This is a genomic window from Microlunatus panaciterrae (genome assembly GCF_016907535.1).
Lineage (GTDB): Bacteria > Actinomycetota > Actinomycetes > Propionibacteriales > Propionibacteriaceae > Microlunatus > Microlunatus panaciterrae.
This window is the reverse complement of the sequence record NZ_JAFBCF010000001.1, coordinates 338888-357928: the sequence shown is the minus strand read 5'-3', so window position 1 is coordinate 357928 and position 19041 is coordinate 338888. Positions and strand designations below refer to the sequence as shown.

Annotated in this window: 23 protein-coding genes; 12 read left to right on the top strand and 11 right to left on the bottom strand. The window is 65.8% G+C overall.

Features of this window, described 5'->3' with window-relative positions; translation table 11 throughout:
- Window positions 1-48 precede the first annotated feature (48 nt).
- The 11 genes from JOE57_RS01630 to JOE57_RS01580 all read left to right on the top strand — a co-directional run bounded on the left by JOE57_RS01630 (window position 49) and on the right by JOE57_RS01580 (window position 8129).
- Window positions 49-441: a hypothetical protein gene (locus tag JOE57_RS01630; protein WP_204916095.1), complete on the top strand. Its 393-nt coding sequence runs from the start codon at window positions 49-51 to the stop codon at window positions 439-441.
- Between the two features lie 36 nt (window positions 442-477).
- Entirely contained in the window at window positions 478-699 is a 222-nt protein-coding gene (locus tag JOE57_RS01625) for an AtpZ/AtpI family protein (protein WP_239578807.1), read from the top strand.
- A gap of 52 nt (window positions 700-751) precedes the next feature.
- Window positions 752-1528 carry a F0F1 ATP synthase subunit A gene (atpB, locus tag JOE57_RS01620; protein ID WP_204920140.1) on the top strand — a complete coding sequence of 259 codons (777 nt, stop codon included), beginning with the start codon at window positions 752-754 and terminating at the stop codon, window positions 1526-1528.
- 54 nt (window positions 1529-1582) lie between these two features.
- On the top strand, window positions 1583-1807 hold the full coding sequence (gene atpE, locus JOE57_RS01615) for an ATP synthase F0 subunit C (protein ID WP_204916094.1): 225 nt from the start codon (window positions 1583-1585) through the stop codon (window positions 1805-1807).
- A gap of 12 nt (window positions 1808-1819) precedes the next feature.
- Window positions 1820-2365 carry a F0F1 ATP synthase subunit B gene (locus tag JOE57_RS01610; protein ID WP_420827662.1) on the top strand — a complete coding sequence of 182 codons (546 nt, stop codon included), beginning with the start codon at window positions 1820-1822 and terminating at the stop codon, window positions 2363-2365.
- The gene (locus JOE57_RS01605) at window positions 2362-3156 is read left to right on the top strand and encodes a F0F1 ATP synthase subunit delta (RefSeq protein ID WP_204916093.1); all 795 of its coding nucleotides are present in this window, start codon (window positions 2362-2364) and stop codon (window positions 3154-3156) included. The genes JOE57_RS01610 and JOE57_RS01605 overlap by 4 nt, the downstream gene beginning before the upstream one ends.
- 75 nt (window positions 3157-3231) lie before the next feature.
- Window positions 3232-4869 (top strand): F0F1 ATP synthase subunit alpha, encoded by a 1638-nt coding sequence (atpA, locus tag JOE57_RS01600; RefSeq protein ID WP_204916092.1) that lies wholly within the window; start codon window positions 3232-3234, stop codon window positions 4867-4869.
- A 4-nt stretch (window positions 4870-4873) separates the two neighbouring features.
- On the top strand, window positions 4874-5782 hold the full coding sequence (locus JOE57_RS01595; protein ID WP_204916091.1) for a F0F1 ATP synthase subunit gamma: 909 nt from the start codon (window positions 4874-4876) through the stop codon (window positions 5780-5782).
- 30 nt (window positions 5783-5812) lie between these two features.
- The gene (gene atpD, locus JOE57_RS01590; protein ID WP_204916090.1) at window positions 5813-7267 is read left to right on the top strand and encodes a F0F1 ATP synthase subunit beta; all 1455 of its coding nucleotides are present in this window, start codon (window positions 5813-5815) and stop codon (window positions 7265-7267) included.
- 2 nt (window positions 7268-7269) lie between these two features.
- Window positions 7270-7671 (top strand): F0F1 ATP synthase subunit epsilon, encoded by a 402-nt coding sequence (locus JOE57_RS01585; protein ID WP_204916089.1) that lies wholly within the window; start codon window positions 7270-7272, stop codon window positions 7669-7671.
- 8 nt (window positions 7672-7679) lie between these two features.
- The gene (locus JOE57_RS01580; protein WP_239578806.1) at window positions 7680-8129 is read left to right on the top strand and encodes a DUF2550 domain-containing protein; all 450 of its coding nucleotides are present in this window, start codon (window positions 7680-7682) and stop codon (window positions 8127-8129) included.
- A 176-nt stretch (window positions 8130-8305) separates the two neighbouring features.
- On the opposite strand, the gene JOE57_RS01575 is transcribed toward JOE57_RS01580, so the two are convergent.
- The 10 genes from JOE57_RS01575 to JOE57_RS01530 all read right to left on the bottom strand — a co-directional run bounded on the left by JOE57_RS01575 (window position 8306) and on the right by JOE57_RS01530 (window position 17152).
- A complete protein-coding gene (locus JOE57_RS01575) occupies window positions 8306-8527 on the bottom strand; it encodes a hypothetical protein (protein ID WP_204916088.1) in 222 nt (73 codons plus the stop codon).
- 89 nt (window positions 8528-8616) lie between these two features.
- Window positions 8617-9381: a hypothetical protein gene (locus tag JOE57_RS01570; RefSeq protein ID WP_204916087.1), complete on the bottom strand. Its 765-nt coding sequence runs from the start codon at window positions 9379-9381 to the stop codon at window positions 8617-8619.
- A 58-nt stretch (window positions 9382-9439) separates the two neighbouring features.
- Window positions 9440-10333 (bottom strand): carbohydrate ABC transporter permease, encoded by an 894-nt coding sequence (locus tag JOE57_RS01565; RefSeq protein ID WP_204916086.1) that lies wholly within the window; start codon window positions 10331-10333, stop codon window positions 9440-9442.
- On the bottom strand, window positions 10326-11270 hold the full coding sequence (locus tag JOE57_RS01560; RefSeq protein WP_239578805.1) for a carbohydrate ABC transporter permease: 945 nt from the start codon (window positions 11268-11270) through the stop codon (window positions 10326-10328). The genes JOE57_RS01565 and JOE57_RS01560 overlap by 8 nt, the downstream gene beginning before the upstream one ends.
- A 4-nt stretch (window positions 11271-11274) precedes the next feature.
- Window positions 11275-12567, bottom strand: coding sequence for an ABC transporter substrate-binding protein (locus tag JOE57_RS01555; RefSeq protein WP_239578804.1), 1293 nt, complete (start codon window positions 12565-12567; stop codon window positions 11275-11277).
- 242 nt (window positions 12568-12809) lie between these two features.
- A complete protein-coding gene (locus tag JOE57_RS01550; RefSeq protein ID WP_204916084.1) occupies window positions 12810-13568 on the bottom strand; it encodes a CPBP family glutamic-type intramembrane protease in 759 nt (252 codons plus the stop codon).
- A gap of 82 nt (window positions 13569-13650) precedes the next feature.
- Window positions 13651-14298, bottom strand: a complete 648-nt coding sequence (locus JOE57_RS01545) for a TMEM175 family protein (protein ID WP_204916083.1) — start codon at window positions 14296-14298, stop codon at window positions 13651-13653.
- Between the two features lie 173 nt (window positions 14299-14471).
- Entirely contained in the window at window positions 14472-15188 is a 717-nt protein-coding gene (locus tag JOE57_RS01540; protein ID WP_204916082.1) for an endonuclease/exonuclease/phosphatase family protein, read from the bottom strand.
- 249 nt (window positions 15189-15437) lie between these two features.
- Window positions 15438-16490, bottom strand: a complete 1053-nt coding sequence (locus JOE57_RS01535) for a sugar phosphate isomerase/epimerase family protein (protein WP_204916081.1) — start codon at window positions 16488-16490, stop codon at window positions 15438-15440.
- Window positions 16487-17152, bottom strand: coding sequence for a cob(I)yrinic acid a,c-diamide adenosyltransferase (locus tag JOE57_RS01530; protein ID WP_204916080.1), 666 nt, complete (start codon window positions 17150-17152; stop codon window positions 16487-16489). Before JOE57_RS01530 ends, JOE57_RS01535 begins: the two co-directional genes overlap by 4 nt.
- Window positions 17153-17236: 84 nt before the next feature.
- Between JOE57_RS01530 and JOE57_RS01525 the strand changes: the two genes are divergently transcribed.
- Entirely contained in the window at window positions 17237-18007 is a 771-nt protein-coding gene (locus JOE57_RS01525; RefSeq protein ID WP_338041099.1) for a peptidylprolyl isomerase, read from the top strand.
- A gap of 9 nt (window positions 18008-18016) precedes the next feature.
- Here the strand turns inward: JOE57_RS01525 and JOE57_RS01520 are convergent, their stop codons facing one another.
- A complete protein-coding gene (locus tag JOE57_RS01520; RefSeq protein ID WP_204916079.1) occupies window positions 18017-19039 on the bottom strand; it encodes a hypothetical protein in 1023 nt (340 codons plus the stop codon).
- Between the last annotated feature and the right edge of the window lie 2 nt (window positions 19040-19041).

Here is a 19041-nt window from a genome sequence, read left to right as displayed (position 1 = left end):
CACGTTGTCCGGGCGCGCAAGCTATTGCTCGGCGGCCTTGTCGGTGGGGTGGCTGCGGCCGTCGCCTGTGTCATCATCTTCGCCCTCGTCATTGGGTCGCCAGGTCTGGTCTCGGCGGCGCTGGCGTCCGCCATGGTGCTCTTCTTCTATACCGTCGGACAGCTCGTGATGGTGTTGTTCGCCAACGCTGGCGCCCGGACCCTGATGCTGGTCTCAATGGTCAGCTATACGGCCAGGATCGTGCTGCTGGGAGTCGCGCTGTGGTCTTACAACAGCCACCGCGAAGCCTGGCCGACACTGGTGCCGATGGCCATCTTCGTCACCACCATCGTTGTCGTCGTGGGGTGGCTCACCGTCGAGGTCCTGGTCTTCTCTCGACTGCGAATCGGCATCTACGACACCGAGTACGTGGCGCCTGCTGGGGCCGGTGATGCAGAGTGACCGGACCGGGTGATGGCTGCTACCGTGTGAGTCGCCATGAGCCAGAAATCGGACGGGACGAGCCAGGGCCTGCAGGTGCTGTCGTATCTGATCGCCGGGGTAGCGGTCTATGGCTTCCTGGGCTGGTTGGGCGATCACTACCTGGGTACAAGTTTTCTGCTGCCGATCGGCATCGTTCTCGGTGCCGCAGGTGGCGTGTATTTGATCATCAGACGCTTCGGTCGCGCACCGGAACCGAACCGGGACGACACGCGGTGAGCGGGCAGATAGAGGAGGACCAGTGGGACGTCTAGGCCCGGTGCTAGTTCCGATGGAGGGCGGCGGCTTCAAGCCGCCCGGTGTCGAGGACTTCAATACGCCACCGCTCTTCGACACGCCTTGGCTGTCCTGGCTGGACAAGCCGATGCTGCAGGCGATCGTTGCCGTGATCTTGATCTTGGCCTTCTGGGTCTGGGCTGCGCGGAAGGGTGCGCTGGTGCCCGGCAAGGGTCAGTACCTGGCGGAGCAGGCCTACTTCCTGATCCGCAACAGCATCGCCCGCGACTACATCGGGCATGATTTCAAGAAGTATCTGCCCTACCTGATTGCGCTGTTCTCCTTCGTCCTGGTGAACAACCTGTGGGGTGTCTTCCCGCTGACTCTCTTCCCGACCGCCTCCCATGTCGGCTGGGCCTACGGACTGGCACTGGTCACCTGGGTGCTGTACAACGCTGTCGGTATTCGTACCCACGGTGTCGGCGGTTACCTGAAGCGCACCGTGTGGCCGTCCGGTGTCCCGGTCTGGATGCTGCCGCTGGTCATCCCGATCGAGTTCATCTCCAATATCCTGGTCCGGCCGGTCACCCTCTCGCTCCGACTTTTCGCCAACATGTTCGCCGGTCACCTGCTGGTGCTGGTCTTCGTGCTGGGCGGCGAGTACCTGCTGTTCGAGAGCAAGTCGCTCTTCAACAACATCGCCGGTGGCGCTTCGCTCATCTTCAGCCTTGCGATCTTCGGACTCGAAGTGGTCGTGCAAGGTCTGCAGGCCTACATCTTCACCGTTCTGACCGCCCAATACATCTCTTCGGCTGCCGCCGAGGAGCACTGACCACACCATAGATCTTCCCTACCTCTGGGGGAGACCCGTGAAAGGAACAAAGAAATGACTCCAATGGAGATCACCGGTTCGCTCAGCTCCATCGGCTACGGTCTCGGCGCCATCGGCCCCGGTATCGGCGTCGGCATCATCTTCGGCAAGGTGATCGAGGGGACCGCACGGCAGCCTGAGGCCCAGGGCGCCATGATGGGCACCGCCTGGATCGGCTTCGCCCTGACCGAGGCGCTGGCGATCATCGGTATCGCCCTGGCCTTCGTCTTCTCCCAGTAAGGGATCCTTCCGATGACGACACTGTTGCCACTGGCGGTGGACCTCGGTCCACTGCTTCCGCACCTGATCGAGATCATCGCCGCGGTCGTCTTCATTATCATTCTGACGGCTCTGGTCGCGAAGCTCGTGGTGCCGCGATTCGAAGAGACCTATGAGGCGCGCACGGCGGCGATCCAGGGTGGCATGGAGAAGGCCGAGAAGGCACAGGCCGAGGCACAGGCAGCGCTGGAGGAATACCAGCGTCAGCTGGCCGACGCCCGAGGCGAGGCAGCCAGGATTCGCGAGGACGCCAAGAGCCAGGGCGCACAGATCCTGGCTGAGATGCGCGAGCAGGCTCAGAGCGAGTCGAACCGGATCATCACCAGTGCCCGCGCCCACATCGAGGCCGAGCGTGCTCAGGTCCTCAACCAGTTGCGTGCCGAGGTCGGCGGCCTCGCCACCACACTGGCCGGCCGGATCGTCGGGGAGTCGCTCGAGGACGATGAGCGGGCCCGTCGCACGGTCGACCGGTTCCTGGCCGACCTGGAGAGCGAACCGGTCGAATCGGGTCACGCATGAGCCAGAGCGAGGAGGCACGGCTGAGCCTGCTCGACCACGTCCTGGACGGCATGCCGGTGAGCGACCAGCTGGCTCGCGAGCTGTTCCAGGTGGTGGACGCGCTGTCCGCCAGCGCCGTGCTGCGCCGCACGCTCAGCGACCCCGCCATCCGGGAGGCGTCGCGTCAGGGGATGACGCACGCGCTGTTCGACGGCAAGGTCGGTGAGACCGCGGTCCAGCTGGTGGCCGAGGCTGCGGTTCAGCGTTGGGGTGGCGGCCGCTCGTTCGTCGACGCGCTCGAGCGGCAGGCGGTCCGGGCCCAGCTCAAGGCGGCGCGTGATCGTGGTCAGCTGGTTGAGACGGAGGACGAGCTGTTCCGTTTCGGCCGGATGGTCGAGGGTGACTCCGCGCTGCTGGCTGCGCTGTCCAACCGGACAGTGCCGCTGGCCAACCGGCAGGCGTTGGTCGAGGACCTGCTGCGCGGTCGCGCCAACGACGCGACCGTGACACTGGCCACCAGAGCCGTTGCGGCGCGGGAGCGCAACTTCGCGAACACGCTGGACGGCTACGTCACGCTGGCGGCCGACGAGCAGAGCCGGAGCATCGCCACAGTCCGGGTCGCACGACCACTGACCGAGGAGCAGAGCTCTCGGCTGCAGTCGGTCCTGTCCCAGCAGGCTGGCCGTGACGTCGTGCTGCAGGTCATCATCGATCCCGACGTCCTCGGCGGCGTTCGAGTCGAGCTCGGCGACGAGGCCATCGAGGGCACCGTGGCCTCCCGACTGGAGAACGCCAGACGGCTGTTCGGCTGACGCGGCTGAGCATGGCAGGGCCCCACACATCTACATCACGTCAAGATCGGCTATAAGGAGAGCAGGGACGCAACGATGGCGGAACTCACAATTCGACCGGAAGAGATCCGGGACGCGCTGGACCGGTTTGTCCAGAACTACACCCCAGACACCTCTTCGCGGGAAGAGGTCGGCACCGTGGTCACCTCCGGTGACGGCATTGCTCGGATCGAGGGTCTGCCGTCGGCGATGGCCAACGAGATGCTGGAGTTCGAGAACGGCACCCTCGGCATCGCGCTGAACCTGGACGTCCGGGAGATCGGTGTCGTCGTCATGGGTGACTCGACCGGGATCGAAGAGGGCTCAAGTGTCCGCCGTACCGGCGACATCCTGTCCGTGCCCGTGGGCGACGGCTACCTGGGTCGCGTCGTCGACGCGCTCGGCAACCCGATCGACGGTCTCGGCGACATCGAAGGTCTGGAGGAGCGCCGCGCGCTCGAGCTGCAGGCCGCCGGCGTGATGGACCGGCAGGAGGTGCGGCAGCCGCTGCAGACCGGTATCAAGGCGATCGACGCGATGATCCCGATCGGCCGTGGCCAGCGCCAGCTCATCATCGGCGACCGCAAGACCGGCAAGACGGCCATCGCGATCGACACGATCATGAACCAGAAGGCGGCCTGGGAGTCCGGTGACCCGGAGCAGCAGGTGCGCTGCATCTATGTCGCGATCGGCCAGAAGGGCTCGACCGTCGCCGCCATCCGTGGCTCCCTCGAGGAGGCCGGCGCGATGGCCTACACCACCATCGTGCACGCCCCGGCATCCGACCCGGCCGGCTTCAAGTACGTCGCCCCCTACACCGGTTCGGCCATCGGCCAGCACTGGATGTACCAGGGCAAGCACGTCCTGATCATCTTCGACGACCTCACCAAGCAGGCCGAGGCCTATCGGGCGATGTCGCTGCTGCTGCGCCGGCCGCCGGGCCGCGAGGCCTACCCGGGCGACGTCTTCTACCTGCACTCCCGGCTGCTCGAGCGTTGCGCCAAGCTCTCCAAGGAGCTGGGTGGCGGCTCGATGACCGGCCTGCCGATCATCGAGACCAAGGCGAACGACGTGTCGGCCTACATCCCGACCAACGTCATCTCGATCACCGACGGCCAGATCTTCCTGCAGTCCGACCTGTTCAACGCCAACCAGCGGCCGGCCATCGACGTCGGTGTGTCGGTGTCGCGGGTCGGTGGTGCCGCTCAGATCAAGGCCATGAAGAACGTCTCCGGGTCGCTCAAGCTGGAGCTGGCGCAGTATCGGGACATGGAGGCGTTCGCGATGTTCGCCTCCGACCTGGACGCCACCTCGCGGCGGCAGCTGGACCGTGGCGCCCGACTGGTCGAGCTGCTGCGCCAGCCGCAGTACACCCCGTACCCGGTCGAGGAGCAGGTAGTCTCGGTGTGGGCCGGCATCAACGGCAAGTTCGACGAGGTGCCGGTGGATGACGTGCTTCGCTTCGAGCAGGAGCTGCTGGACTACCTCCGGCACCACGGCTCGGTGCTGCAGAACGTCCGGGAGACGAAGGCGTTCGACGACGACACCGCCGCTGCGCTGTCGTCCGACATCGAGGAGTTCAAGAAGACGTTCCAGACTTCCGACGGCAAGCTGCTCGCCGGTCGCGAGGAGCACCACGCACTGCCCGAGGAAGAGGTCGAGCAGGAGCAAATCGTCAAGCAGAAGCGGGGCTAGTTCAATGCCAGCCAGTTTGCGTGAACTTCGTCAGCGGAGAACCACGGTCAGCACGACCAAGAAGATCACCCGCGCCATGGAGCTCATCGCTGCGTCTCGCATCATCAAGGCGCAGCAGCGGGCGAAGGCTGCCACTCCGTATGCGCGGGAGCTGACGAGGGCGGTCTCGGCGGTGGCGACGTACTCCGACGTCGACCACCCGCTGACGACCGAGAAGCCGAACCCGAAACGCGCGGCGATGCTGTTGATTACCTCCGACCGCGGTCTGGCCGGCGCCTACTCCTCCTCGGTGATCAAGGAGGGCGAGTCGCTGTCAACGCTGCTGCGCGGGGAGGGCAAGGAGGTTGTGCCTTACCTGACCGGACGGAAGGCGGCTGCCTACTACCAGTTCCGCCGTCGTCAGGTGGCCTCGAAGTGGGAGGGCTTCTCTGACGCCCCGACCTACACGGAGGCGCGGGAGATCGCCGACACCTTGATCTCGGCCTTCCTGAAGCCGACCGAGGAGGGTGGCGTGGACGAGATCCACGTCGTCTACACCAGGTTCGTGTCGATGCTGGTCCAGCGCCCCGAAGTCATCCGGATGCTGCCGTTGGAGGTCGTCGAGGGGGAGGAGCCTCCGGCAGAGTCGGAGGTGCTGCCGCTCTACGAGTTCGAGCCGGATGCCGAGACGGTGTTGGACGAGCTGCTGCCCTTGTATGTGGCCAGCCGCATCCAGTACTGCCTGCTGCAGTCGGCGGCCTCGGAGCTGGCGAGCCGGCAGAAGGCGATGAAGTCTGCAACAGACAATGCACAACAGCTGATCGAGCGTCTGACCCGCGAAGCGAACCAGGCACGTCAGGCCGAGATCACCCAGGAGATCAGCGAGATCGTCGGTGGCGCCAGTGCGCTAGCCGAGGCAACCACCAAAGAATGACCACCGGCGCCGAAAGCGAGTGAGAGAGAAATGACTGCGACCCTTAACGACCAAGCAACTGAGACCGGGACGTTCGGCGTAGGCCGAGTGTCCCGGGTCATCGGACCCGTCGTCGACGTGGAGTTCCCCGTCGACCAGATGCCCGACCTGCTGAACGCCCTGCTGGTCGACACCACCATCAACGGTCAGACCCGCACCATGACCATGGAGGTCGCCCTACACGTGGGTGACAACATGGTCCGCGCGATCGCGCTGAAGCCGACCGACGGCATGCAGCGAGGGGTCGAGGTCCGGGACACCGGTGCCCCGATCTCGGTCCCGGTCGGCGACGTGACCAAGGGCCGGGTCTGGAACGTGACCGGTGAGTGCCTCAACCAGGACGCCTCGGAGTTCGAGGTCACCGAGCGTTGGCCCATCCACCGTTCGGCACCCAAGTTCGACCAGCTCGAGTCGAAGACCGAGATGCTGGAGACCGGCATCAAGGTGCTCGACCTGCTGACCCCGTACGTGCAGGGTGGCAAGATCGGCCTGTTCGGCGGCGCCGGGGTGGGCAAGACGGTGATGATCCAGGAGATGATCTACCGGATCGCGCACAACTTCGGAGGCACCTCGGTGTTCGCCGGCGTGGGTGAGCGGACCCGCGAGGGCAACGACCTGATCCACGAGATGGACGAGGCCGGGGTGTTCAAGGACACCGCCCTGGTGTTCGGGCAGATGGACGAGCCGCCGGGCACCCGGCTCCGGGTGGCGCTGAGCGCGCTGACCATGGCGGAGTATTTCCGTGACGTGCAGAACCAGGACGTGCTGCTGTTCATCGACAACATCTTCCGGTTCACCCAGGCGGGTTCGGAGGTCTCCACCCTGCTCGGCCGGATGCCGTCCGCGGTGGGTTACCAGCCCAACCTCGCCGATGAGATGGGCCAGCTGCAGGAGCGGATCACCTCGACCCGTGGACACTCGATCACCTCGATGCAGGCGATCTACGTCCCTGCCGACGACTACACCGACCCGGCGCCGGCGACCACGTTCGCTCACCTGGACGCGACCACCGAGCTCAGCCGTGAGATTGCCTCCCGCGGTCTGTACCCGGCGGTCGACCCGCTGACGTCCACCTCGCGGATCCTGGACCCGCAGTACATCGGCCAGACGCACTACGACACCGCAGTGCGGGTGAAGCAGATCCTGCAGCGGAACAAGGAGCTGCAGGACATCATCGCCATCCTGGGCGTCGACGAGCTGTCCGAGGAGGACAAGATCGTCGTCAGCCGGGCCCGCCGGATCCAGCAGTTCCTCAGCCAGAACACCTACATGGCCGAGAAGTTCACCAACATCCCGGGCTCCACGGTGCCGCTGGCCGAGACCATCGAGTCGTTCCAGATGATCTGCAACGGCGACGTCGACCACATCGCCGAGCAGGCCTTCTTCAACGTCGGCAGCATGGAGGACGTCGAGCGGCGTTGGTCTGAGATGGAGAAGGACAACTAGTCATGGCCGAACCCATGCAGGTGGAGGTGGTCTCGGCCGACCAGGTCGTCTGGTCGGGCCAGGCCACCAACATCATCGCCAAGACTGTCGAGGGCGACATCGGCATCCTCGCCGGGCACTCACCGGTGCTGGGGGTGCTGGTGCCGAGCGGGCTGGAGGTCCTCACTCCGGATGGTAAGCGGGAGATCATCGCCGTCGACGGCGGTTTCATCTCGGTTGCCCATGGACGGGTGTCCATCCTGAGTGAGTACGCCCGGATGGCGGGAGAGATCAGCCTGCCCGCGGCGGAGAAGGAGCTCGCCGAGGCCCAGGCCCGGTTGGACGCAGGTGACGAGGACGAGGAGACCCGTCGGCACTTCGTCCGTGCCAGCGGACAGGTCCGCGCCGCCCAAAAGGCGCAATAAGACACGCGATGGGTGAGTGGTTCGGGCTGGTCGAGATCGTTGTGATCGTTCTCGTCCTCCTGATCCTCCCGCTCGTGCTGCTTGCCCTGCGGCGCCGATGGCTGGCGCGGATGGGTGGCACGTTCGAATGCAGTCTTCGACTACGCAAATCGACTCCGGGCACCGGTTGGGTGCTCGGAGTCGCGCGTTACAACGGCGAGGACCTGGAATGGTTCAGGTTCTTCTCGTTCTCGTTCAGACCGCGCAAGACGTTCGTCCGCGGTCAGGTGATGGTGTTGGAGAACCGTGACCCGGATCCGGTCGAGGCGGTGTCGCTGTACAGCGGGCAGCGGGTCGTCCGGGTGGAGGAGGGCTACGGCGATGATGCCCAGCTGTGGGATCTGGCCATGAGCGGCGACTCGCTCACCGGCATGCTGAGCTGGCTGGAGGCGGCCCCACCCGGCGTGGGCGGTTACTGACCCGATCACGCACCCTGAGCCTGTCGAAGGGCACTAGGCCCGATCGCGCGCCCTGAGCCTGCGAAGCGCCCTGAGCCTGTCGAAGGGCCTGAGCCGCAGCCTGCCTGAGCCCGATCACGCGCCCTGAATAAGGATCACGCGCCCTGAGCCTGTCGAAGGGCTTGATTACCCGCGGATCAGAGCTTGTAGAGCTTGGTGAACGGCGCCTTCACCCGGAGGCGACCGGAACCGAAATCAACGATCACGGCGCCACTGTTCTCGATCTCGGAGACGCGGCCCAGACCGTAGCGGTCGTGGGTCACACGATCTTCAACCTCGAAGACCTTGGGAGGTTCGACAGGGCGCCGATTGAAGGGGCTGTCAGGCAAGTAGCGCCGGGACCCGGCTGGAATGCTCATCTCTTTCATTATGCTCCGCCGGACTCCGTCCGCCTAATCTCCAAGGGCCTGTCGACGCGACAGATCCGCCAACGTCAGGACCCCCGGGATCAGCTGCGGATGGACAGCACATCGCGCATCTGGGCCACCAGCGCATCCATCAGCTCCTGGGCCTGCTGATGCGAGTACTCGCCGCTTCCACTGACGTAGCGGTACTCCCAGGTGACCGTGTTGCCGAACTGAAGCACGTGCACCGAGAACCGACCGCTCACGTCGGGGCGGGTGATCAGGTAGGCCGTCTGCGACCGTACCCCGCTGTCCCGGGTTACCTCGACCGGCGCGACCGCCATTCGGCGCGGCTGCTGGTCCTGCATGGCTACCGTCACCTGACGGCACTGGGGCAGCGCGGTGGTCACCTGGTCGTAGTCGGCGCGCGCCAGTCGGGCATTGGTGTAGCGGAATGTGTACAGGGACATGCTGCCGCCCTGGTCACTGCCGATGCTGTAGACCAGCACGCCGTCCAGAGCCCGGGACGGGAACTGGGTGGCCATGGTGGACTGGAACAGGGGCGAGCAGCGCTCCGGACCGACTTCGACCGGCGGCTCGGTGAACTTGTCCCGGGTGAGGATGCTGACCTCGTTGGTGCCGCTGGAGGTGGTGAAGGCGGCATAGCTGTTGTTGAGGTCGTTCAGGGTGAACTCCGGCGAAGAGGCGCGGTAGACCCGCCACCCGACCGTGCCGACCAGTCCGAGGGCCAGCAGCACGAGGACAACGACCGCGAACGGAAGCAGTCGGCGCAGCGGCAGTGGGGCGGGGCCGAAATCCAGTTCCTCAGGTGCCGGATCGGTCTGATCACGCTGGGCTGGCTGCTGCATCGTCCCTCTCCGAACTCCGGTCTCGCTGTGACCCTACCCGCTGTCGAGGTCGCAGCGGTCAGCCCTTGATCCCGGTGTTGGCGACGCCCAGCACCAGGTAGCGCTGGAGGAAGACGAAGACCAGCACCAACGGCACGATGGACACCGCAGCGGCCAGGAAAAGCTCGTGCAGGTTGATGGTCTGAGCGGTCAAGAAGGTGGAGAGGGCGACCTGAACGGTCCACTTGGACGAGTCCTGGCCGATCACCAGAGGCCACAGGAAGGCGTTCCAGCTGGCGATGAAGGTGATCACGGCGATGGCGGAGAAGAAGGCCCCGGAGTTCGGCACCACCACCCGCCAGAACGAGCCGACGTAGCCGAGGCCGTCCACACGGGCCGCCTCCTCGAGCTCGCGCGGGAAGCTCAGGAAGTACTGCCGGAACAGGAAGGTGGTGAAACCGCTGAACAGGACCGGGACGATGATCCCCTGGTAGGTGTCCACCCACTGCAACTGCGAGACGATGATGAAGCTGGGGATGAAGGTCACCGCCGGCGGGATCATCAGCGTGATCAGGACCGCATAGAAGATCTTGTTCGCATGTCGGTAGGGGATCCGCGCCAGTGCGTACCCGGCCCAGGAGCACAGCAGCAGCTGCCCGGCGGTCTGCAGCACCGCGATCAGGGCACTGTTGGCCAGTCCCTGCAACAGGTTGACCGAGGCATCGGTGAACAGCTCGGAGAAGTTCTCCCAGTGGATCTTGCTCGGGATCAGCTGCCAGTTGGGCGAGGTGATCTCGAGGTCACTGGACAACGCGTTGCGAACGATCAGGTAGAACGGGATCAGGAACACCACAGTGGCCACGATCAGGGCGAGATAGCGCAACACACCGGCAACGACCTGGCCCGGTCTCAGACGGCGACGCCTGGTCGGCAGTACCGGAGCGGCGGTGGCGACCGTCGTCGTGTCAGTCATCGGCCCTCCCGAATCCGAAGACGCGTCCCTGGGCCAGGGTCAGGATCATGATCAGCAGCGCCAGGATCACGGCTCCTGCGCTGCCGTGCCCGAAGTCCTGGTTGCCCTGTGCCGTGTAGTAGAGATAGACCAACGGTGGCCGGGCGAACGAGGAGTTGCCGAGGAGGTTGAAGAACTCGTCGAACGCCTGGTAGGCATTGATCAGCAGCAGCAGCAGGACGGCGACCGAGGTGGCACGCAGCTGGGGCAGGGTGATGAAACGGAAGGTCTGCCAGCCCGGCTTGGCGCCGTCGATCTCGGCGGCCTCGTAGAGCTCCGGTGAGATGCTCTGCAGCCCGGCCAGGAACAGGATCATGTAGAAGCCGACCTGGATCCACAGCCGCAAGGTGACGATGACCATCCAGTACCACGGTGGGCTGGTGGTCGCCAGCCACGGGATGTTGTCGACGCCGAACCAGCTCAGCACGGTGTTGGCCAACCCGAACCGGACGCCGTTGAAGATGGAGAGCTTCCACACCAACGAGGCCACCACGTACGAGCAGGCTGTCGGCAGGAAGAACACCGAGCGGAAGAAGCCCTTGGCTACCGGCACCCTGTTCAGCAGCAGCGCCAGCCCCAGCGAGAGGGCGAACGTCAGCGGGACAATGAAGGCAGCGAAGATGGTGAACGTGATCAAGCTGTTCAGGAACGGCCCCGGCCTGAGCAGGTCGACGTAGTTCTTCAGCCCGACCCAGTCGCCCGGGGTGACGGTGTTCTGAGCCCTGGAGAAGCTGAGCACGACCGACCAGACGATCGGCAGGTAGACGAAGATCAACAAGCCGATCACGAACGGAGCCATGAAGATCCAGAAGGCCCGGGTGGCCTCCTTCATCCGTCGTGGGCGCCGCGGCGTCGTTCGTACGGCCGACGCCTCCAGGGTCGCCGTTGAGCTGCTCATCGACTCAGCCGAAGAGACGGTTGAGCTCGGTCTTGACGGTGGCTTCCGCCTTCTTCAGGTTGGAGTCGACGTCACCGTTCTTGCGGACGATGGCCGTGGCCGCATCCGCGTAGGCCGATGACATCTTCGGTGTCCACGCCGGGTTCGAGGGCACGGCGTAGTCGTTGAAGATCTTGAGCGCGTCCGCCGCCGGACCCTGCTTGAGCTTCTCCGCCTTGGCGGCGAGGCTCTTGCGCGGCGGGATGTGGAAGCCGTAACTGAGGTTGAAGTCCTCCTGGTCCTTGGAGTTGTCGATCCACAGCCACTTCACGAACGCCTTGGCCGCCTCGACGTCCTTGGCCTTGGCGCTGACCATCGCTGTCCAGCCGCCGAGGAAGGTCGAGGGCTTGCCCACCGAGCTGCTGAACGCGGGCCAGGCGACGACGCCGAAGTCGTCTCCGATGGCCTTCTTGATGCCCGGCAGTGCCCACAGCCCACACCACTGCATGGCGGCCAGGCCCTGGGTGAAGGAGGAGGGGTCCCACCAGTCCGTGGGCGCTCCAAGCAGCAGGGACTTGCTGTCGAAGAGCTCTCGCAGCTTGAGGAAGGACTCCTTGGCCTCAGGGGTGTTGAAGCCGGGCTTGTTGTCCGCGGTGAGGAAGTCCTGGCCGACGCACCACAGGATCTGGCCGAGCAGGGCGCCCCCACCGAAGGACGGCGTGACGCCGGCGTCGTTGCCGATGAAGAGGCCCTTCTGCTTCGAGGTGGTCAGCTCCTTGGACGCCGCGATCAGCTCGTCCATCGACGTCGGCGGCTTGACCCCGGCCTTGTCCAGCACGCTCTTGCGGTAGTAGAGGACCCCCATGTCGTCGACCATCTTGACGCCGTAGATCTTGCCGTCGACGGTCGTCGACTTGAGGTCAGCCTCGGTGTAGTCGCTCTTGACGTCCTTCATGATGTCGTCGATGTCGACGACCTGCTTGCTCTGCACCTGGTCGATGTTGACGCCACTCTCGAACACATCCGGTCCGGCGCTGGAGAGCAACCCGCTGTTCAGCTTGGACGTGTAGTCGCCAGGGGTCCACTGCACCTTGACGTTGGCATCCGGGTATTCCTTGGCGTAGCGCATCACGGCTTGCTGGGTGCCCGCCTCACCGTACTGGTGGTACCACTGGTTGATGGTCGGCTTGCTCTTGTCGCCGCCGCCCCCACCATTACCGACGCCGGACGACCCGCCCCCGCAGGCGGCCAGCAGGGGACCGCTGCCGAGCGCCGCCGCGCCCAGCCCGAGGGCTCCCAGGAAATGACGACGACTCATCGGATTCACGGCAGGACCGGGCATCACAAGCTCCTTCGATCAGACCCCGACGAATCGGGAAGCCCCATCGAGCCTGCCGGCACTGAACACAACAGACACACGATCGACAACGATGGCGACCTATGAATAGTGTTTTCACGATACGCCGATCCGCCTTGCAGCGGACGCGAACCGATGAGCTGGCGGGACGTTTAATCGTGTTGTGACCTTTTCGGGCTCCGGTGCGCGGGCCCCATCGAAGCTCAGGGAGACGGGTCGGCTGCGGCCCTTGAGCCCTGGGCCAGGCCGCGCCGGTGTGGCGAATCGGGATCTTCGGCGAGGTGGCGTCGGTGGTGGCGAAGGAGGATGATGCCGTAGATCGCCATGATGGTGTCGATGGGGACCTCGACCAGGGGAATCGGAAGTGCGCTCATCTGCAGGAACAGGTCGTGCAGGAAATGGATCACGATGAGTGGCCAGATGGTGTTGGTGCGGAGTCGAAGCGCCGCCAGACCGATGCCCTGCACCGCCGCCCCAAAGGCCTGCGCTGCGATCAACGGAGAGAGCCCACGCAGGGCGGAGTTACCGAGGTGCGCAAGACCGAACAACAGCGATGTGATGAGCACGCTCTTCCACACGCCGCTCGGCCGCAACAGCCCGACCATGACGCCGCGCCACAGGCCCTCCTCGTAGACGGCGGTGGCGAGGTAGCCGACGAGCAGAATGGCGATCGCGGACAGCGGTGGCATCTTGACGCCACCGGCGAACGGTACGGCGAGCAGTGCAACCGGGAGCCAATACAGCCGCAGTCGGTGCCAGCGGACGGGCGGGGTGAAACCGGCCAGCGACCACCAACGGAACGAACCAACCAGGAGCAGCAGGAGCAGCATCTCTAAAAGGACCAGGACGAAACTCTGGCTCGGACCCCGCACGCTGTAGCCGGGCAAGCCAGGGATCAGGGCGGTGAGCATCGTGGCGCCTGCTACCGCCAAAGTCACGGAGAGCACCTCCAGGATGATCACGGACAGAAACGGGCGGGACATCAACCATGGCCTCATCAGAGCCTCCTCAGATCAAGGGTGTTCTTCCTGCCGGCCGAGCACATCAGATGCTGTTCTGGCGTGGCGCCTGGACTCGGCCGATCACCAGGCGACCGAGTGGAAGCAGAACCAGCCAACAGGCGACGGCCACCCACAGCCCCAGGAAGGCGGCACCCATCGACAGCAGAAAGATCGCCGACGTCGTGATGGCACGGGCGGTGAAGGCCCGGACAGCTTGGTCATTCATGCCCGGGTCCACCAGTTGCCGACGAACGGCGTACAGCCAGGTTGTCGTGAGCGCGAGGCTGCTGACCGCCAGGCTGGCCGCGTAGAACACAACCGGGAACGGTTCGTCGGCTTCAACACGGGATCCGAGCACAGCGGTGGGAAACGGCATGAAGGAAATCGTCAGCAGCGACACCAGGTTGAACCACAGCAGACCCTGGTCGAAGTGTCGCACCTTGCCGAACATGTGGTGATGAGCGATCCAGAACTGCCCGATGACCAGGAAACTGACCAGAAAGCTGATCATGCGCGGCCACAGGTCCTCGACGAGCTGAGCCAGGCTCTGCGAGGGCTCCGGGAGGTCAATCTCGGCGGTCAAGGGCAGCACCAGCAAGGTGATCACGATCGCGAACACGGCGTCACTGAAGAAGACCAGGCGCTCCAGACCTGTCGACTGTTCGTGCGATGACTCCAACGCCTCTTCCATCCCCCGCGGGCCTGCGCAGAAGTCGCCGCCCGTCGTCACCCCAATAGCCCGGGCACGCCCTCTGCACCCGGCGCGGGTGCCTGTGCGCATCGCCTTGCTCAGCTGCAGCTCCTGCCCCTACTGGATGGTGAATATAGCGGAGCAAGTGGGTCGGGGTGGAGGACCACGGAAAACTACCGGGGAAGCGACGACCGGGATGGCGGCAGCCAGATCTCGGCCTGGACAGGGAGGTGGTCCGAGGCGTAGCCGCCGGGGGTCCCGTTGTCCACGATCCCGGCTGAGCGCACCTCGACTCCAGGCCCGGTCAGGATCCAGTCGATGCGTGGGCCGGGTCCGGGCGGTCCGTAGCCGTTGACCGTGCCGATCTGCTGGCCGGTTCCGGCCACCAGGTGGCTGTCCTGCAGTGGAGTGTCGATCAGCAGCTGGTATTCGGGGGACCGTTCCGCATCGGCGTTGAAGTCACCCAGCACCACCACGGGCCGGCCGGCCCGGATCGACTGTCGGGCCCGGTCCTGCAGCATCCTCGCCGAGGCCAGCCGTGCCTTGGCGCTCTGATGGTCCAGGTGGGTGTTGACCAGATCGAACTCGCTCCCACTGTCCCGGTCCCGGAAGGTCACTGCGGTGAACATCCGCGGCAAGCTGTTGCCCCAACCGGTCGATCCGGCCACCTCCGGAGTGTCGGACAGCCACCCGTGGCTGACCTTGAGCGGCTCCACCAGACCGGTGTCGAAGAAGACCGCACAGAACTCGTCGTCCGTCCCGCCCCGACGGCCCTGGCCCACCCAGTCGTAGCCGTCGGGCAGATCCGCGGCCATGTCGCGGAGCTGCCCGACCAGGCCTTCCTGGGTGCCCAGAACAGCGGGTCGGGCGGACCGGAGGAACTCAGCCATCAGCGGCCGACGGCCACTCCAGGGGTGCCGTCCGCCGGCTTCGGCGAACTTCAGGTTGTAGCTGATGATCTTGATCGGTCCGCTCCGTCCATGGTTGCCTCGAGCTGTCCTTGCCCTTCGACGGGCTCAGGGCGCGTTCTGGGGTGGCCCTTCGACGGGCTCAGGGCGCGTTCTGGGGTGGCCCTTCGACGGGCCCAGGGGCGGCGGCTGCCCGCGACCTGAGCCCGTCGACCGGCGCAGCTTTACCTGCTACTCCTTGGTGGCGAAGGCGGCGTCGAAGGATGCGGTGGGGGGCGTGATGCCGTTGAGGTTGCGGATGAAGCCCAGAGCCTCGGGGGCACCGTCGAGGCGATCCATGCCAGCATCCTCCCACTCGATGGAGATCGCGCCGTCGTAGCCGATGTGGTTGAGCATCCGGAAGATGTCCTCCCAGGGGGTGTCACCGTGGCCGGTGGAGATGAAGTCCCAGCCGCGGCGCGGATCTGCCCACGGCAGGTGGGACGACAGCCGGCCGTTGCGACCGTTGTTCATGCGCACCTTGGTGTCCTTGCAGTCCACATGCAGAATCTTGTCCTTGAAGTCCCACAGGAAGGCGACCGGGTCGATCTGCTGCCAGACCATGTGGCTCGGGTCGAAGTTGAGCCCGAACGCCTCCCGGTGGCCGATGGCCTCCAGCGTGGCCACGGTCGTCCAGTAGTCGTAGGCGATCTCAGACGGATGCACCTCATGCGCGAACTTCACCCCGACCTCGTCGAAGACGTCCAGGATCGGGTTCCAGCGGTCGGCGAAGTCGGCGTAGCCGGCCTGGATCACGTCGTCGCCGACGGGCGGGAACATGGCCACGTAGTGCCAGATGGAGGACCCGGTGAAGCCGATGACGGTGTCCACGCCGAACGCCTTGGCGGCGCGAGCGGTGGTCTTCATCTCCTCGGCCGCCCGCTGCCGGACGCCCTCCGGGTCGCCATCGCCCCAGACGCGGGTGTTCACCATGCCCTTGTGCCGGCCGTCGATGGGATGGTCGCAGACGGCCTGGCCGTTCAGGTGGTTGGAGATGGCCCAGCAGCCGAGCCCGTGCTTCTCCAACAGGTCGCGCTTGCCCTGGACGTAGGAGTCGTCCTCGGCCGCCTTGGCGACATCGAAGTGGTCACCCCAGCAGGCGATCTCCAGCCCGTCGTAGCCCCACTCGGCCGCGAGCCGGCACACCTCCTCGAACGGCAGATCGGCCCATTGGCCGGTGAAGAGGGTGACGGGTCGATCCTGCTTGGGCTGGGCCTTGCGGGTGGCTTCGCTCCGAGAAGTCATGCTGGGTTCTCCTGATCTGGGTGAGGTTGGGTTGGCGTACGGGTGGTGGCCGGCCGATCCATCGAGCGTTCCCCACCCGGCACCCACAACACGTCGCCGGCGGCGCCGTTGACGGCACGGGTGAGGATGAACAACAGGTCGGACAGCCGGTTGAGATAGGTCACGGCGAGCAGGTTGATGCCGCCAGGGGAGTCCCTGGTGCCGACGTCGGTGCCGTAGGAAGCCACCGCGCGCCAGGCGCTCCGCTCGGCTCGGCGGGTGACGGTCCTGGCGACGTGCAACTGCGCCGCCGCGGGGGAGCCGCCTGGCAGGATGAAAGAGCGCAGGGCGGGCAGCGGTGCCGAGAAATGGTCACACCAGGCCTCAAGCCGCTCGATCGAGGTGGCCACGATCCGCAACGGCTCATACTTCGGCTCGGCGACCATCGGGTTGCTCAGGTCCGCCCCGACGTCGAACAGCTCGTTCTGGATCAACCGGAGCACGTCGGCGATCTCCGGGTCGAGCCCCTGGCTGGAGAGAGCCACGCCGATGGCGGAGTTGGCCTCGTCCACATCGCCGTAGGCGGCCACCCTCGGGTCGGTCTTGTCGGTGAGTGACATGTCCGAGAGCCGGGTCTGCCCGCCGTCACCGGTTCGGGTGTAGATCCGATTCAAGATCACCATGACCTCCACCTTAGGGGTAGCCGCCTGCGACGGGCCGCCGGTGGGCTCCCGGGTTTCGCAGTGCGGATATGGCAGGGTGGTCGGGTGATTGCGCAGCCCACCCGGTCCAGGGCCCTGGCTCTGGCCGGAGTCCTGGCGGTGCTGTCGGTGACCGGGGGCTGCGGCACAATCCCGGACAGCTTCGGGAAGGGCCCGCTCGATCCGGCGGTGGAGACCTGCGAGTACGTGGAGTCGGGGCAGGCTGCCCGGCCGGTGCGGCTGCCCCCGACCGACAACGTGCCCCGGACCGGAAGCGTGACCTTCGTACTGAAGATGACCGAGGGTGACGTCACCATCACGATGGACCGGGAGAAGGCGCCCTGCACGGTGAACTCCTTCAGATCGCTCGCCGAGCAGGGGTACTTCGACCGGACGCGGTGCCACCGGCTGGTCGACTCGGGGGCGTTCTTCCTGCAATGCGGGGACCCCACCGGTAAGGGCGACGGCGGGCCCGGCTACCAGTTCGATGACGAGACCGACCCCTCCGACACCTACCCGGCCGGCACGGTTGCCATGGCCAACGGAGGAGTCAACTCCAACGGCTCGCAGTTCTTCCTGGTCTACGACGACTCCGAGCTGCCGCCCAACTACACCGTGTTCGGCAAGATGGACCAGCCGTCCACCGATGTGGTCGCACGCATGTCAGCCGAGGGCGAGGACGGTCGTTACCGCGCCTCAGGTGGGGGAGGCGGTCGACCCAACAACCCGTCCGAGATCATCAGCGTGGTCGAGGAGCAGCCGGCGGACCTCAGCCCGACGCCAGAGAGCAGCCGGTCCAACGGCCCGACACCCAGCGATACCCCGAGTGGCCGTTGACCCGACAGCTCACGGCTGGGGCAATCGGTCCCGAACGCCGGCCCCGTGCATCAGCAGAGCGAGCAGTACGGGGAACTCCAGGTAAGCGTGGTAGCTGGCCAGCGCACCGTAGAGGGCCTTGCCCTGGCTGTAGTCGCTGAAGAACAGCAGCGACAGGAACGCTCCGCCGAGCAGCCCGAACGCCCAGGCTCGACCGCCGCGGAGCCAGGGGACGCGAGCGTCGAAGGCGGCTGCAGCGTCCGGGGCGAACTTCGGCAGGAAGCCCACCCAGACGACATAGTGCATCGTCTGCAGAAAGGCGAAGGCGACCAGGAACCTCAGTCCCACCAGGCTCGCCGCCTGCGGTGGCGCGCTGACGGCGATGACGGCGCTGCCGTCTCCGACGAACTGCCGGACCACTCCTGGTCCGGCGGTCAGCCAGCGGTCCACGCCACCGGCCAGGATCAGCACCGGGACTGCCACCACCCACACCACCTGGGTCAGCCGGAACGCCGCTCGAGCCCAGGCATCGGGGATCCGCCGGGCCCAGTCCCAGAGGAAGATCAGCGGCACCAGGTTGTGCAGATGGGTGAGCATCACGAAGTGGTAGCCCGGGAAGCGGAACGAGGCGGTGGCGGCCAGCGCGAGCACCGCCAGCGCGATCCAGACCCAGCGACGGCCCAACCCGATCCAGGAGCCGACGCCGAGGATCAGATAGCCCAGGCCGATCTCGGCGTACCGGGCGCCGACCGGCCAGACCCCGATAGCGAGGCGGCAGAGCATGATGCCCGTGATCAGCCCCAGCAGCAGTGCCAGGAACCGCCCGGTCAGCAGTGCCGCGAAACGACCTGCGACGTAGCGGATCTCCAACACGTTGTGCAGGACGCCGAAAGCGATCAGCCCGAGCACCGTCGTCGACAAGGGTGCTCTGGTCGCCAACGTCAGAGCCAGCACAGCCGCAGCCACCATCACGCCGATGAGCAGCCTCGCCGGCGGGACGGTCCGGGCGACGGGTGGTGCTCCGGTGCTGCTCAGGTCGTTGGCTAGGGTCATCA